This window comes from Achromobacter spanius (assembly GCF_039673305.1).
In the GTDB taxonomy this organism is placed as follows: Bacteria; Pseudomonadota; Gammaproteobacteria; order Burkholderiales; family Burkholderiaceae_B; genus Achromobacter; species Achromobacter spanius_F.
In genome coordinates this window covers 48,749-62,840 of sequence record NZ_JBDJLJ010000015.1, presented here as the reverse complement: position 1 = coordinate 62,840, position 14,092 = coordinate 48,749, and the positions used below count along the sequence as shown (strand labels likewise).

The 14,092-nt window shown below is 66.5% G+C and carries 14 protein-coding genes; 13 read left to right on the top strand and 1 reads right to left on the bottom strand.

Features of this window, described 5'->3' with window-relative positions:
* The first annotated feature begins 58 nt into the window (after positions 1-58).
* From queA to ABE485_RS14825, 8 genes are all read left to right on the top strand, one after another.
* A complete protein-coding gene (gene queA, locus ABE485_RS14860) occupies positions 59-1,117 on the top strand; it encodes a tRNA preQ1(34) S-adenosylmethionine ribosyltransferase-isomerase QueA (protein WP_346516040.1) in 1,059 nt (352 codons plus the stop codon).
* Entirely contained in the window at positions 1,114-2,250 is a 1,137-nt protein-coding gene (tgt, locus tag ABE485_RS14855) for a tRNA guanosine(34) transglycosylase Tgt (protein WP_346516039.1), read from the top strand. Before queA ends, tgt begins: the two co-directional genes overlap by 4 nt.
* Before the next feature lie 234 nt (positions 2,251-2,484).
* Positions 2,485-2,829, top strand: a complete 345-nt coding sequence (gene yajC, locus ABE485_RS14850) for a preprotein translocase subunit YajC (RefSeq protein ID WP_054451553.1) — start codon at positions 2,485-2,487, stop codon at positions 2,827-2,829.
* Between the two features lie 142 nt (positions 2,830-2,971).
* Positions 2,972-4,852 (top strand): protein translocase subunit SecD, encoded by a 1,881-nt coding sequence (gene secD, locus ABE485_RS14845; RefSeq protein WP_346516038.1) that lies wholly within the window; start codon positions 2,972-2,974, stop codon positions 4,850-4,852.
* A gap of 54 nt (positions 4,853-4,906) precedes the next feature.
* Positions 4,907-5,842 carry a protein translocase subunit SecF gene (gene secF, locus ABE485_RS14840; RefSeq protein ID WP_346516037.1) on the top strand — a complete coding sequence of 312 codons (936 nt, stop codon included), beginning with the start codon at positions 4,907-4,909 and terminating at the stop codon, positions 5,840-5,842.
* 186 nt (positions 5,843-6,028) lie between these two features.
* Complete coding sequence (locus ABE485_RS14835) at positions 6,029-6,397, top strand: type II toxin-antitoxin system RelE/ParE family toxin (RefSeq protein WP_346516090.1); 369 nt, start codon at positions 6,029-6,031, stop codon at positions 6,395-6,397.
* Complete coding sequence (locus ABE485_RS14830) at positions 6,394-6,711, top strand: helix-turn-helix domain-containing protein (protein WP_346516036.1); 318 nt, start codon at positions 6,394-6,396, stop codon at positions 6,709-6,711. Before ABE485_RS14835 ends, ABE485_RS14830 begins: the two co-directional genes overlap by 4 nt.
* Positions 6,712-6,787: 76 nt before the next feature.
* Positions 6,788-7,465, top strand: a complete 678-nt coding sequence (locus ABE485_RS14825) for a VOC family protein (protein ID WP_346516035.1) — start codon at positions 6,788-6,790, stop codon at positions 7,463-7,465.
* An 84-nt stretch (positions 7,466-7,549) separates the two neighbouring features.
* Here the strand turns inward: ABE485_RS14825 and ABE485_RS14820 are convergent, their stop codons facing one another.
* Positions 7,550-8,317, bottom strand: coding sequence for a phosphatase PAP2 family protein (locus tag ABE485_RS14820; RefSeq protein ID WP_346516034.1), 768 nt, complete (start codon positions 8,315-8,317; stop codon positions 7,550-7,552).
* A 171-nt stretch (positions 8,318-8,488) separates the two neighbouring features.
* Here ABE485_RS14820 and miaB point away from each other — a divergent pair, with 171 nt between their 5' ends.
* The 5 genes from miaB to lnt all read left to right on the top strand — a co-directional run bounded on the left by miaB (position 8,489) and on the right by lnt (position 14,086).
* Positions 8,489-9,931, top strand: a complete 1,443-nt coding sequence (gene miaB, locus ABE485_RS14815; protein WP_346516033.1) for a tRNA (N6-isopentenyl adenosine(37)-C2)-methylthiotransferase MiaB — start codon at positions 8,489-8,491, stop codon at positions 9,929-9,931.
* On the top strand, positions 9,928-10,953 hold the full coding sequence (locus ABE485_RS14810; RefSeq protein WP_346516032.1) for a PhoH family protein: 1,026 nt from the start codon (positions 9,928-9,930) through the stop codon (positions 10,951-10,953). Before miaB ends, ABE485_RS14810 begins: the two co-directional genes overlap by 4 nt.
* Positions 10,943-11,416 (top strand): rRNA maturation RNase YbeY, encoded by a 474-nt coding sequence (gene ybeY, locus ABE485_RS14805; RefSeq protein ID WP_346516031.1) that lies wholly within the window; start codon positions 10,943-10,945, stop codon positions 11,414-11,416. The genes ABE485_RS14810 and ybeY overlap by 11 nt, the downstream gene beginning before the upstream one ends.
* A gap of 154 nt (positions 11,417-11,570) precedes the next feature.
* Positions 11,571-12,461 carry an HlyC/CorC family transporter gene (locus ABE485_RS14800; RefSeq protein ID WP_346516030.1) on the top strand — a complete coding sequence of 297 codons (891 nt, stop codon included), beginning with the start codon at positions 11,571-11,573 and terminating at the stop codon, positions 12,459-12,461.
* Entirely contained in the window at positions 12,458-14,086 is a 1,629-nt protein-coding gene (gene lnt, locus ABE485_RS14795; RefSeq protein WP_346516029.1) for an apolipoprotein N-acyltransferase, read from the top strand. The genes ABE485_RS14800 and lnt overlap by 4 nt, the downstream gene beginning before the upstream one ends.
* Positions 14,087-14,092 lie beyond the last annotated feature (6 nt).

Genomic DNA, 14,092 nt, shown 5'->3' with positions numbered 1-14,092 from the left:
CCCGACCGGCCCGGCTCGTCCTTTGCAGGGCCCGATCCCTCTGATCCCAGATACCCGCGTGACCCAGTCCTTCACCGTTTCCGATTTCGATTACGACCTGCCGCCCGAACTCATCGCGCAGACGCCCGCCGCCGAACGCACGGGCAGCCGTCTGCTGCACCTGGACGACGCCAGCCAGCTGCACGACCGCCAGTTCGCCGACCTGACCGCCCTGCTGCGCCCGCACGACCTGCTGGTGTTCAACGACACGCGCGTCATCAAGGCGCGCCTGGCCGGCCACAAGATCACCGGCGGCAAGATCGAGGTGCTGGTCGAACGCATCACCGAACCCGACCGCGTCCTGGCCCACGTGCGCGCCAGCAAGTCGCCGGGCGCGGGCATGGTGCTGCGCCTGGCCGACGCCTTCGAGGCCACGGTGCTGGGCCGCGAGGGGGAACTGTTCGACATCCGCTTCCCCGGCCCCGTGCTGGAGCTGCTGGACGCGCACGGCGCCACCCCGCTGCCGCCCTACATCACGCACGCCGCCGACGCCGGCGACGACGACCGCTACCAGACGGTCTATGCGCGCGAACCGGGCGCCGTGGCCGCCCCCACCGCGGGGCTGCACTTCGACCAGCCCACACTGGACCGCCTGTCCGAACTGGGCGTGGCGCGCGCCTTCGTCACCCTGCACGTGGGCGCCGGCACGTTCCAGCCCGTGCGCGTGGACAACCTGGCCGACCACGTCATGCACGCGGAATGGTTCACGGTGCCCCAGGCAACCGTGGACGCCATCGCCGCCGCCCGCGCCCGGGGCGGCCGCGTGATCGCCGTCGGCACCACCAGCGTGCGCGCGCTGGAGTCGGCCGCCGCCCTAACCGAGGGGCATGCGGCCCCGGGCGCGCCGCTGGCCGCCGCCCAGGGCGACACGCGCCTTTTCATCACCCCCGGGTACCAGTACCGCGTCGTGGACGCCCTGGTCACCAACTTCCACCTTCCCCAGTCGACCCTGCTGATGCTGGTGTCGGCGCTGGCCGGCGTCGAGCCCATCCGCCGCGCCTACGCCCACGCCGTCGCCGAGCGCTACCGCTTCTTCAGCTATGGCGACGCCATGTTCATCGAAACCCCCGCCCCATGACCGGACTGAACTTCGAACTGCTCGCCACCGACGGCGGCGCCCGCCGCGGCCGCATCACGCTGAACCACGGCGTGGTCGAGACCCCCATCTTCATGCCGGTAGGCACCTACGGCAGCGTCAAGGCGATGATGCCGCACGAGCTCAAGGAAATCGGCTCGCAGATCGTGCTGGGCAACACCTTCCACCTGTGGCTGCGCCCGGGCACGGAAATCATGGAAAAGCACGGCGGGCTCCACGGCTTCATGCAGTGGGACAAGCCCATCCTGACCGACTCCGGCGGTTTCCAGGTGTTCAGCCTACAGGGCATGCGCAAGATCACCGAAGAGGGCGTGAAGTTCGCCTCCCCCATCGACGGCGCGCGCCTGTTCCTGACCCCGGAAGAGTCCATGCGCATCCAGCGCTCGCTCAATTCCGACATCGTCATGGTGTTCGACGAGTGCACGCCCTATGAAATCGACGGCCGGCCCGCCACCACCGAGGAAGCCGCGCGCTCGATGCGGATGTCCCTGCGCTGGGCGCGCCGTTCACGCGAGGAATTCGACCGCCTGGGCAACCCCAACGCGCTCTTCGGCATCGTCCAGGGCGGCATGTACGAAGCGTTGCGCGACGAATCCCTGGCCGGGCTGCAGGACATCGGTTTCCACGGTTACGCCATCGGCGGCCTGTCGGTGGGCGAGCCCAAGGAAGACATGATGCGCATACTGGCGCACGTGACGCCCAAGCTGCCCGCCCAGGCCCCGCGCTACCTGATGGGCGTGGGCACCCCCGAAGACCTGGTCGAGGGCGTGAGCCGCGGCGTGGACATGTTCGACTGCGTCATGCCCACGCGCAACGCCCGCAACGGCTGGCTGTTTACGCGCTTTGGCGACGTCAAGATCCGCAACGCCAGGTACCGCGACGACACCCGTCCGCTGGACCCCAGCTGCGGCTGCCACACCTGCGGCACCTTTTCGCGCGCCTACCTGCACCACCTGCAGCGCGCCAACGAAATCACCGGCGCGCGCCTGAACACGCTGCACAACCTGCACTTCTATCTGACTATCATGAAGGAAATGCGCGAGGCCATCGCCGAGGGGCGCTTTAACGCCTGGCGCGCCCAGTTCGCCGCGGACCGCGCCCGCGGCGTGGAGTAGCCGGAAGCAAAAAAACCGCCCCCGAGGGCTTTTTCTCCAGGGTTTTGCCCCCATTTGACCGGGCAGGCCGTCAATTGACCGGGGAGCCGACTGGCACTTGGGATGGCGCCCTGGTTAAAGGCTGGCTATAACCTATATACAATAGTCGGCTTGCCCTATCCATGGCTCGCGCGGGGATGGGCGCATTAAAAACATAGCGATAAACCCAAACAGACTCAAACGCAGGAGAATTCAATGTCCGTTATCGATACCGCCAGCCTCGTCGTGGCCCAGGCCGCCGCTCCCGAAGGCAATGCGCTGATGGGCATGCTGCCCATCATCCTGATGTTCGTGATCCTCTATTTCCTGATGATCCGTCCGCAGATGAAGCGCCAGAAGGAACATCGCAACCTGATCGCCGCGCTGGCCAAGGGCGATGAAGTCGTCACCGCCGGCGGCATGCTCGGCAAGGTCACGAAGGTCAACGACAGCTACGTCACGGTCGAAGTCTCGGAACTGGCCGACAAGCCCGTCGAAGTCATCATGCAGAAGTCGTCGGTGTCGACCGTGCTGCCCAAGGGAACCATCAAGGCCCTGTAAGCGTCCCACAAGAGCCCCATCGGGGGCTTTTGTGCTTCGGACCGTCCCGCCGCTGGCGGGACAGGCTCCAGGCGCCTGGCGCCGCCCGCAGCGTTCGACGCCCGGGCGGCCCTTTCATCACCTTTACATGAAGTAGCCGGCAATGAACCGCTATCCCCTCTGGAAGTACATTACGGTCCTGGTCGCGGTCCTCATTGGCCTGCTGTACACGCTTCCCAATTTCTACGGCGAGTCCCCCGCCGTACAGGTTTCCAGCGCCAAGGCCACGATCAAGGTCGACACGTCCGTGCTGGCCCGCGTGGAGCAGATCCTGGCCGACGCCAAGATCCCCAACGAAGGCGCCTATTTCGAAATGAACGGCACGCTGGGCACCGTGCGCGCCCGCTTCCCGTCCACCGACGTGCAGCTGCAGGCCCGCGACCTGATCGAAAAATCGCTCAATACCGTTGCCGGCGACCCGCACTACACGGTCGCGCTGAACCTGCTGCCCGCTTCGCCGCCCTGGATGCGCGCGCTGGGCTGGTTCGCGCCCAAGCCCATGTACCTTGGCCTGGACCTGCGCGGCGGCGTGCACTTCCTGCTGCAAGTCGACATGCAAGGCGCACTGACCGCCCGCTATGACTCGCTGGCCGGCGATGTGCGTTCCGTGCTGCGCGACCAGAAGATCAACGTGACCGGCGTCGAACGCTCGGGCATGAGCGTCGCCGCCACCTTCGCCAACACCGACGACCGCGACCGCGCCATCTCGACGCTGCGTTCGCGCCTGCCCGACCTGGAATTCACCGAACGCGAAGAAGGCGGCAAGCAGGTGCTGCTGGCCGCCCTGAACCCGGCCGCCGTCACCCGCGTGCAGGATTCCGCGCTCAAGCAGAACATCAACACGCTGCACAACCGCATCAACGAACTGGGCGTGGCCGAACCGGTCATCCAGCAACAGGGTTCGGACCGCATCGTGGTGCAGTTGCCTGGCGTGCAGGACGTGGCCAAGGCCAAGGAACTGCTGGGCCGCACCGCCACCCTCGAAATCCGCATGGTCGACGACTCCCCCGCCGCGCAGGCCGCGCTGCTGGGCAACACCGTTCCCTTCGGCCTCGAACGCTACAACGATCGCGACGGCCGTCCCATCCTGGTCCGCCGCCAGGTCATCCTGACCGGCGAAAACCTGCAGGACGCCCAGCCGGGCCGCGACTCGCAGACCCAGCAGGCCGCCGTCCACCTGACGCTGGACTCCAAGGGCGCCCGCATCTTCCGCGACGTCACCCGCGACAACATCAACAAGCGCATGGCCATCCTGCTGTTCGAAAACGGCAAGGGCGAAGTGGTCACCGCGCCTGTGATCCGCGGCGAAATCGCTGGTGGCCAGGTGCAGATTTCGGGCAGCATGAGCTCCGAGGAAGCCGCCGACACCGCCCTGCTGCTGCGCGCAGGCGCGCTGGCCGCGCCGATGTCCATCATCGAGGAACGCACCATCGGCCCGAGCCTGGGCGCGGACAACATCTCGAAGGGCTTCTACTCGACGCTGTACGGCTTCCTGGCCATCGCCGTCTTCATCATCGTGTACTACCACCTGTTCGGCGTGTTCTCCACGATCGGCCTGACCTTCAACGTCCTGCTGCTGCTGGCGCTGCTGTCCATGCTGCAGGCCACGCTGACCCTGCCGGGCATCGCGGCCATCGCGCTGACGCTGGGCATGGCCATCGACTCGAACGTGCTGATCAACGAGCGCATACGCGAAGAACTGCGGGCGGGGGCCTCGCCGCAGCAAGCCATCCATCACGGCTTCGAACGCGCGTGGGGCACGATTCTTGACTCGAACCTCACCACGCTGATCGTGGGCCTGGCGCTGCTGGCCTTCGGTTCGGGCCCGATCCGGGGCTTCGCGGTGGTTCACTGCCTGGGCATCCTGACCTCGATGTTCTCGTCGGTCGTGGGCGTGCGCGCGCTGGCCAACCTGTACTACGGCCGCAAGAAGAAGCTCACCTCGATCTCCATCGGCGAAGTCTGGAAGCCGAAGGCAAACTGAACATAGGGCGGGCGGCGCAATCCGCCCGCCACAGCAAAGAACCGAAGGCGAAAAATGGAATTTTTCCGGATTCACCGCACCATCCCGTTCATGCGCCATGCCCTGGTGCTGAACATCATCAGTCTCGTCACCTTTTTCCTGGCGGTGTTCTTCATCGTCACGCGCGGCTTCCACCTGTCGATCGAATTCACCGGCGGCACGGTCATGGAAGTCAACTACGCCCAGACGGCGCAGCTTGAAAACGTGCGCGGCGTGGTCTCCAAGCTGGGTTACACCGACTTCCAGGTCCAGAATTTCGGCACCTCGCACGACGTGATGATCCGCCTGCCCCTGCAGGAAGGCCAGACGTCCGCCACCCAGAGCGAAACCGTCATGGCCGCGCTCAAGGCCGCCGATTCGGGCGTCGAACTGCGCCGCGTCGAATTCGTGGGTCCGCAGGTCGGCCAGGAACTGCTGCACAACGGCCTGATGGCCCTGCTCGTGGTCGTCATCGGTATCATGGTCTACCTGGGCTTCCGCTTCGAATGGAAGTTCGCGGTGGCCGGTGTCATCGCCAACCTGCACGACGTGGTCATCATCCTGGGCTTCTTTGCGTTCTTCCAGTGGGAATTCTCGCTCGCCGTGCTGGCCGGCGTGCTGGCCGTGCTGGGCTACTCCGTGAACGAATCCGTGGTCATCATGGACCGGATCCGCGAGAACTTCCGAAAGTACCGCAAGGCGGACGTGCACGAAGTCATCAACAGCGCCATCACGCAGACCATCTCGCGGACCATCATCACCCACGGTTCGACGCAGATGATGGTGCTGGCCATGCTGTTCTTCGGCGGCCCCACCCTGCACTACTTCGCCATGGCGCTGACCATCGGCATCTGGTTCGGCATCTACTCGTCGGTGTTCGTCGCCGCCGCGCTGGCCATGTGGATGGGCGTCAAGCGCGAAGACCTCATCAAGCCGGTCAAGAAGGAAGGCGAGGAAGGCGAAGTCGCCTGATCCCTGCACCACCGCCCTGCAAAAAACCCGTCGCTCGCGACGGGTTTTTTTTGGTCCGCCGATTGGATGGCATCAGCCATACCCTCGGCTGCGGTCCCTACGAATAGCCCCCTCGTGCCGCATGCGGATACCGTGACCACTTTCGCCTCGCGGCCGGTTGATTTATATATCCGAACAGGTATATTCATGTACAAGGGAATTCCGAAGACGCTTTGTTGGGAAGGCTCATCCAGAAAGGACTTCAAGGCATTCCCTCTACGCGTGCAAAAAAGCATGGGCATGAGCCTGCATGTCGTCCAATGCGGCCACTGGCCCGATTCCGTCAAGCCCTGGAAGGGATTGGGACCTGGCGTTTATGAACTTGTCGAAGATGAGCAAGGCAATACTTACCGTGCGGTATATGCGCTCCGATTGGGCGAGGCCATCCATGTGCTGCATGCATTTCAGAAGAAATCCAAATCGGGCATCGGCACGCCTCGGCCCGATATCGATCTGATAGCAAGCCGGCTGAAGCGGGTGTTGGCTCGTTACCGCCAGAACAGGAGTTCTCCATGACACGCAACCACACGACTGGCACCAAGAATGTTCTGTACGACCTCGGCTTCGAAGACGCCCCCGAACTGACCGCAAAAGTCCAACTCGCCATCAAGCTCAACGATTTGATCGACGCTCGGGGCCTGACTCAGACCGACGTGGCCGCGCTGACAGGCATGACTCAGTCAAAGGTATCCCAGATAAGCCGCTACAAGCTGCTGAACATTTCACTGGAAAGATTGATGCAAGCGCTTGTCGCGCTGAACCAGCATGTGGAGATCCGGGTACGCAAAGCGCGGCAATCGGACACTGCCGGCATCACCGTCAACACCTAGCGTCGCCACTGCACTGCCACCTCTTTTCCCGATGTGCGGGCAAAAGCGTCCGCCAATTGGCTACCATGTTCCCACCATGAAACTCACCATCGACCACATCGTCATCGCCGCGGCGGACCTGGCCAGCGGCACCGAATATGTCGCCGGCCTCCTGGGCATCGCGCCGCAGGGCGGCGGCGCGCATCCGCGCATGGGCACCCACAATCGCGTGCTGGGCATGGCGGACGGCGTCTACCTGGAAGTGATCGCCATCGATCCCGATGCGCCCACGCCCCCCCGCCCGCGCTGGTTCGGGCTGGACAAGGGCGACATCCGCGCACGCCTGGAACAGGGTCCGTTCCTGGCCCACTGGGCCGCCAGGGTGGAAGCCCCACTGGACCTGACGCGCATGCAGGCCGAACACCCGGACCGCCTGCCGCCCGCCATTCCCATGACGCGCGGCGACCTGCGCTGGCGCCTGACCGTCCCCGACGACGGCAGCCTGCCCGCCTGGCGCGAGGCCGGGCACGAGGCCGGCGACGGCCTGCTGCCCACGCTGATCCAATGGGACGTGGACAACTATCCGGGCGTCAGCCTGCCGCGCCAGCCGCTAACGCTCAAGCGGCTCACCGGCAGCCATCCCCGGGCGGCGCTGCTGCGGCAGGGGCTGGCATGGATGGGCGCCGACACCCTGATCGATGTCGAACAGACGGACGGCCGGCCGCGCCTGACCGCGCAGATCGAGACGCCCTCCGGCCTCAGGACACTGGCCTGACGGCGTGACGCCCCGGCGCGGCGCGCCGCGGGCGAAAAAAAGCCGCGGATCCTCCGCGGCCTTTTCCGGCGTGCACCCTCGGGCTCAGCCCTTTTTCCACCAGCGCCACGGCGCGCGCAGCGGCCATTGGTACTTGCTGCACAGCACGCGCGGCGCCAGCACATGCCCGATCAGCACGGCGATGCCGGCGGCGGTCATGACGTCGGACAGGTAATGGTCCAGGTTGACCAGCCGGCTGATGCCCACCAGCGCGGCCAGCAGCAGGAAGACCCAGCGCCAGCGCGGCGCAAGAATGCCCAGCACCACCGCCACGGCAAAGGCGGCGTAGGTGTGGCTGGACGGAAAGGAATTGAACTGCTGGACGCGCGAGAAGGATTCGCCCAATCCGTAAATGCCTTTTTCGAAGAACAACTCAGGCCGCGCCCGCGCCACGGTCCGCTTGAGCACCAGCACGACCAGGCCGCCGACGGCCATGGTGGACAGCATCAGCAGGCTGCCGCGCGCCATGGCCGCGTAGCTCATGCGGAACGGATTGCGCCAGCCGCGCGCCAGTCCCACCAGGCCAACCACGTAAAAAGCCAGCGCCATGGCGATGTAGTGGCCGCTTTCGCCCAGTTCGCCCACCCATTCGAAGGACTGGTCGACGCCTTCCGACACCGATTTCTGTATCCAGACGGCCAGGGGCAGGTCCACCCACAGCGCGCAGGCGGCGGCCGCGAGCGCCAGCGCGGCGCCCAGCAACGCCCAGACGGACGCCGGATAGGGATTGCGGAACTCATCAGGGACAGGAGAACCGGACCCGCCATCAAGGGAGGGAGCGGCTACCGGAGGCGTGAGGCGATTGGAATTCATCGGTGCCGCTCGGGAGAAAGAAGAAATGTTACTGCAGCCTGAAAGGCAGGCGGACCGCTATCGTAACGGCCAGCGCGCGCCGCACCAAGAAACAATTTCCGCGCAAGGGTTAAAATCCGCTCTTTCCCCTCTTTCCAGCCCCCGGGATCTACACCCGTCACGGCGACCACCATGCAAGAAACCTCCCTCAAGCGCGCGGGCAACGTCCGCGACGGCGGCCCCGCCGCCCTGCCCACCGCCGATGCCGGCGCCGGCTCCCCCCGCAAGCTGTACATCCGCACCTTCGGCTGCCAGATGAACGAGTACGACTCGGACAAGATGGCCGACGTGCTGCGCGAGGACCAGGGCGGACTGGAACTCACCGATAACCCCGAAGAGGCGGACGTCATCCTGTTCAACACCTGTTCGGTGCGCGAAAAGGCGCAGGAAAAGGTGTTTTCGGACCTGGGCCGCGTGCAGCACTTGAAAAAGACCAACCCGAACCTCGTGATCGGCGTGGGCGGGTGCGTGGCCAGCCAGGAAGGCGAAGCCATCGTCAAGCGCGCGCCCTACGTCGACGTGGTGTTCGGACCGCAGACCCTGCACCGCCTGCCCGACCTGATCAAGCGCCGCCGCGCCGAAGGCCGCTCGCAGGTCGACATCAGCTTCCCGGAAATCGAAAAGTTCGACAACATGCCGCCCCCGCGCGTGGAAGGCGCCACGGCGTTCGTGTCCATCATGGAAGGCTGTAGCAAGTACTGCAGCTTCTGTGTCGTGCCGTATACGCGCGGCGAGGAAGTCTCGCGCCCGTTCGACGACGTGCTGATCGAAGTGGCCGACCTGGCGGACCAGGGCGTCAAGGAAGTGACGCTGCTGGGCCAGAACGTGAATGCCTACCGCGGCCGCATGGCCGACTCGGATGAAATCGCCGACTTCGCCATGCTGCTGGAATACGTGCACGAGATTCCCGGCATCGAACGCATCCGCTACACCACGTCGCACCCCAAGGAAATGACCCAGCGCATGGTGGACGCCTATGCCAGGCTGCCCAAGCTGGTCTCCTTCCTGCACCTGCCGGTGCAGGCGGGCAGCGACCGCGTGCTGGCCGCCATGAAGCGCGGATACACGACGCTGGAATTCAAGTCCGTCGTGCGTCGCCTGCGCGCCGCCCGGCCCGACCTGACGCTGTCCTCGGACTTCATCGTGGGCTTCCCGGGAGAAACCGAGGAAGACTTCGAAAAGACGATGAAGCTGATCGAGGACGTCGGCTTCGACACCTCGTTCTCGTTCGTGTATTCGCGCCGACCGGGCACGCCCGCCGCCGACCTGTCCGACGACACCCCGCAGGACGTGAAGCTGCGCCGCCTGCAGCGCCTGCAGGCGCTGATCAACGAGCAGGCCGCGACGATCGCCCGCAACATGGTCGGCACCCGCCAGCGCCTGCTGGTGGAAGGCCCCTCGCGCCGCGACCCGAACGAACTCATGGGCCGCACCGAGAACAACCGCATCGTGAATTTCCCCGCGCCCGCGCGGCTCATCGGACACATGGTCGACGTCATCATCACCGAGGCGCACACGAACTCGCTGCGCGCCCGCGTGGCCGACGTGGACCGCACTTCCCAAGAGGCTGAATGACCACTTCCCGCTCCCGCGCGCGTCGCAGCATGCCCGCCGTCGTCACCCTGGACGGCGACAACACCCACCTGGCCAATCTCTGCGGGCCGCTGGACGAAAACCTGCGGCAGCTTGCCGACGGCATGAGCGTCAAGCTGTCGCGCCGCGGCAGCCGCGTCACAATCGAAGGCGAACTGGCCGAACTGGCCAGCCGGGTGCTGCGCCGCTTCCACGAGCAGGCCGTGCACCGCGCGCTGTCGGTCGACGACATCCAGCTGGGCCTGGTCGAGATCGGCGTCGGCCGCCAGGAAGAAAAGCTGAAGGAAGAGCAGGCCCAGGAACTGGACGCGCTGCCCGCCCTGGACGACGAAAGCGACGGCATCGCGCTGCGCACCCGGCGCAGCGACCTGCGTCCGCGCACCCCGCGCCAGCGCGACTACCTGAACAACATCCTCAAGCACGACATCACCTTCGGGGTCGGCCCCGCCGGCACCGGCAAGACCTGGCTGGCCGTGGCCTGCGCGATCGACGCCATGGAGCGCGACACGGTGCAGCGCCTGGTGCTGACACGCCCGGCCGTCGAAGCCGGCGAGCGCCTGGGCTTCCTGCCGGGCGATCTGGCGCAGAAGGTCGATCCGTACCTGCGCCCGCTGTATGACGCGCTGTACGACCTGATGGGCTTCGAAAAGGTCCAGCGCCTCTTCGAAAAGCAGACCATCGAAATCGCCCCGCTGGCCTACATGCGCGGCCGCACGCTGAACCACGCTTTCGTCATCCTGGACGAAGCGCAGAACACCACGCCGGAACAAATGAAGATGTTCCTGACGCGGATCGGGTTCGGCAGCAAGGCCGTCATCACCGGCGACCCGTCCCAGGTGGACCTGCCGCGCGGGCAGGACAGCGGCCTGGCCCACGCCGTGAAGGTGCTGCATGACGTGCAGGGCATCGCCACCACCCGATTCACCAGCCGCGATGTCGTGCGCCATCCCCTGGTCGCCCGCATCGTCGACGCCTACGACCGCGCCTCCGAAAATGAAGCCTGATCTGTCCCTGTCCGTCCAGTATGGCGTGCAGGAAGCCCGCCTGCCCCGCTGGCGCCTGCGCCGCTGGGCAGAGCGCGCGCTGGCAGGCGCCTTTGACGACGGCCTGGTCGACTTCTCGGCGGCGGAACTCAGCCTGCGGCTTGTGGGCACGGCCGAAGGCCGGCGCCTGAACCGGGATTTCCGCGGACGCGACTACGCCACCAATGTGCTGACCTTCGAATACGGCGTGGACCCGCTGGGCGTCGCCCGCGGCGACATCGTCATGTGCGTGCCGGTGCTGGTGCGCGAAGCCCGCGAACAGCGCAAGGCGCTGCTCGACCACGCCGCCCACCTGACGATCCACGGCGTGCTGCACTCGCTGGGCTATGACCACATCAAGGCCCGCGACGCCAAGCGCATGGAGGCCCTGGAGACCGCCACCCTGGCCCGGATCGGCATCGCCGACCCCTATGTGGCGGCCTGATCCGGGACCATCGGGTCTACCCTGAGAAATTGGCGGAAAATGGCGTGCAGCAAGGCGCAGATCGCGTCGGTTGCATCCATTTTCAGGTTACTCGTTACAAATTGGAAGCCAGTATCGGTTATGCTGGCTGCTCCCTAACTTGTCCTCCCGGACGATGTCTGACCCTTACCCTGCTCCCGAAGCGACGCCCGCTCGCTCAGCCAAACCCGCCACCAAATCCCTCCTAGACCGCCTGCTTTCCCTCGTGCGCCGCGAGCCCGAGGACCGCGAAGGCATCAAGGCCGTCCTGGAAGCCGCGCACGAACGCCAGTTGCTCGACGCGGAGTCGTACAAGATGATCAAGGGCGCGCTCGCCGTGTCCGAAGGCACCGTCGGCGACATCATGGTCCCGCGTTCGCGCATGGACCTGCTGGATGTCACGCAGCCCATCCCCTATCTGGTGGCCTCGGTGATCGAGACCGCGCATTCGCGGTTCCCCGTCTACGAAGGCGACCGCGACAACATCATCGGCATCCTGCTGGCCAAGGATCTGCTGCGCTGCATGCTGGAACCCGGCATCGAACTGCGCACGCTGGTCCGCCCCGCCGTGTTCATCCCGGAATCCAAGCGCCTGAACGTGCTGCTGCATGAGTTCCGCGCCAGCCGCAACCACCAGGCCATCGTCATCGACGAGCATGGCGGCATCTCCGGGCTGGTCACGATGGAAGACGTGCTGGAGCAGATCGTCGGCGACATCGAGGACGAATTCGACGAAACCGAGGAAGACTCCATCTTCCCCGAAGGCGAAAACCAGTGGCGCGTCCTGGCGGCCACCGACATCTCGCACTTCAACGAAGTCTTCGGCTGCAGCCTGCCGGACGACGAATACGACAGCGTCGGCGGTTGGATGGGCGGCCAGTTGGGCCGCATCCCGCGCCGCGGCGACCACGCCGAATTCGAAGGCCTGCGCATGGAAGTGGCGCGCGGCGACGCGCGCCGCGCCATCTGGCTGCGGGTCAAACGCACCGCCCCCGCCCAATCCGCCTCGCCCGCCGACAACGCATGACCCGTACCCCGCGCGGCCGTAACCTGCGCGGCGCCGCCGGCCTGGTGCTGGCGGGCGCCGTTCACGCCCTGACCTTCGCGCCCGGCCCCCTGCCCGACTGGGCGCTGGCCGTCGTGCAGATCCTGGCGCTGGCCATTCTGGCGCGCGTCACCCTGTATGCGCCGTCCGCAAAACAGGCGTGGCTGCGCGGCTGGCTGTTCAGCTTCGCCAGCTATGCGCTGGGGCTGTACTGGATCTTCATCAGCCTGCACCGCTACGGCGACCTGGCCGCGCCCCTGGCCGTGGCCGCGGTGCTGGCGCTGTCGGCATTTCTTGCCCTGTTTCCCGCCTGCGCCAGCGCGCTGGCGCGGCGCTATGCGCCGCTGGCGCCCGACTCCGCCCCCACCCGCATCCTGTCCGGCACGCTGGCCTGGGCCGCGATGTGGGCGGCGTTCGAATGGCTGCGCGCGGTGCTGCTCACCGGCTTCCCCTGGCTGAACATCGGCTATGCGCAGGTCGACAGCCCCATCGCGGGCTGGGCGCCGCTGCTGGGCGTGCATGGCATGGCCTTCCTGGCCGCCTTCGTCGCGGCCGCCGTGGCAAGCCTGTGGCAACCTTCCCGCAAGGCGGGCCTGGGGCCGCGCCATGCGCTGGCCGCAGGCGTCGCGCTGGCCCTGGCGGCCGCGGGCTGGCCGCTGTCCCGCGTGGACTGGTCGGCGCCCGTCGGCGAACCGCTGAACGTGCGGCTGGTCCAGGGCAACATCGGCCAATCCCAGAAATTCGACCCGGCGCTGCTCGACCAGAGCCTGATGCGCCACCTGGAACTGACGGCCATGCCGCCCGCGCCCGGCGTGCCCGCCCCGCAACTGGTGATCCTGCCCGAGACCGTGCTGCCCATCTTCCAGGACCAGCTCGACCCGCGCATCTGGGAAGCCTGGCGCAATCTGGCCGGCCAGCGCAACACCGTCATCGCGATGGGCGTGCCGCTGCACGACCGAGTGAACGGCCGCGAACGCTACACCAACAGCGTCATGGGATTCGACGGCGCCACGCCGGTCGAGCAGCTTGTGGCGGGCAACCCCGCCATGCGCTACGACAAGCGCCACCTGGTGCCCTGGGGCGAATACGTGCCTCCCGGGTTCCACTGGTTCGTCGACATGCTGAACATTCCGCTGGGCGACTTCGACCGCGGCGCCGAACGCCAGACGCCCTTTGCCGTCGGCGGCCAGCACATCGCATTCAACATCTGCTACGAAGACCTGTTCGGGCCCGATCTGCTGCCCGCGCTGCAGCCCGGCCCGAACGGCGAACCCGGCGCGACGATCCTGGTGAACGTCAGCAACCTGGGCTGGTTCGGCGACACCTGGGCCTTGCGCCAGCATCTGCAGATCGGGCGCCTGCGCACCATCGAAACCGCGCGGCCCATGCTCACGGCGACCAACACCGGCATCACCGCCGCCATCGACGCCAAGGGCCGCGTGGCGGCCCAGCTTGCCCCGCTGCAGGCCGGCGTGCTGCCGGTGTCGGTGCAGGGCATGACCGGGCTGACGCCCTATGCGCGCTTCGGCGACAAGACCGCCCTGGCCCTGATCGGCCTGGCGCTCATCGCCGCGGTCGGCAGCGCCCGCCGCACGCGCCGGCCCTGACGGGCC

Bases quoted from the DNA above. Each gene is read 5' to 3' on its own strand.
- tgt (WP_346516039.1), top strand. From the start codon at position 1,114: ATGACCGGACTGAACTTCGAACTGCTCGCCACCGACGGCGGCGCCCGC.
- yajC (WP_054451553.1), top strand. From the start codon at position 2,485: ATGTCCGTTATCGATACCGCCAGCCTCGTCGTGGCCCAGGCCGCCGCT.
- ABE485_RS14835 (WP_346516090.1), top strand. From the start codon at position 6,029: ATGTACAAGGGAATTCCGAAGACGCTTTGTTGGGAAGGCTCATCCAGA.
- lnt (WP_346516029.1), top strand. From the start codon at position 12,458: ATGACCCGTACCCCGCGCGGCCGTAACCTGCGCGGCGCCGCCGGCCTG.
- ybeY (WP_346516031.1), top strand. From the start codon at position 10,943: ATGAAGCCTGATCTGTCCCTGTCCGTCCAGTATGGCGTGCAGGAAGCC.
- ABE485_RS14800 (WP_346516030.1), top strand. From the start codon at position 11,571: ATGTCTGACCCTTACCCTGCTCCCGAAGCGACGCCCGCTCGCTCAGCC.
- secD (WP_346516038.1), top strand. From the start codon at position 2,972: ATGAACCGCTATCCCCTCTGGAAGTACATTACGGTCCTGGTCGCGGTC.
- ABE485_RS14825 (WP_346516035.1), top strand. From the start codon at position 6,788: ATGAAACTCACCATCGACCACATCGTCATCGCCGCGGCGGACCTGGCC.
- ABE485_RS14810 (WP_346516032.1), top strand. From the start codon at position 9,928: ATGACCACTTCCCGCTCCCGCGCGCGTCGCAGCATGCCCGCCGTCGTC.
- ABE485_RS14820 (WP_346516034.1), bottom strand. From the start codon at position 8,317: ATGAATTCCAATCGCCTCACGCCTCCGGTAGCCGCTCCCTCCCTTGAT.
- secF (WP_346516037.1), top strand. From the start codon at position 4,907: ATGGAATTTTTCCGGATTCACCGCACCATCCCGTTCATGCGCCATGCC.
- ABE485_RS14830 (WP_346516036.1), top strand. From the start codon at position 6,394: ATGACACGCAACCACACGACTGGCACCAAGAATGTTCTGTACGACCTC.
- miaB (WP_346516033.1), top strand. From the start codon at position 8,489: ATGCAAGAAACCTCCCTCAAGCGCGCGGGCAACGTCCGCGACGGCGGC.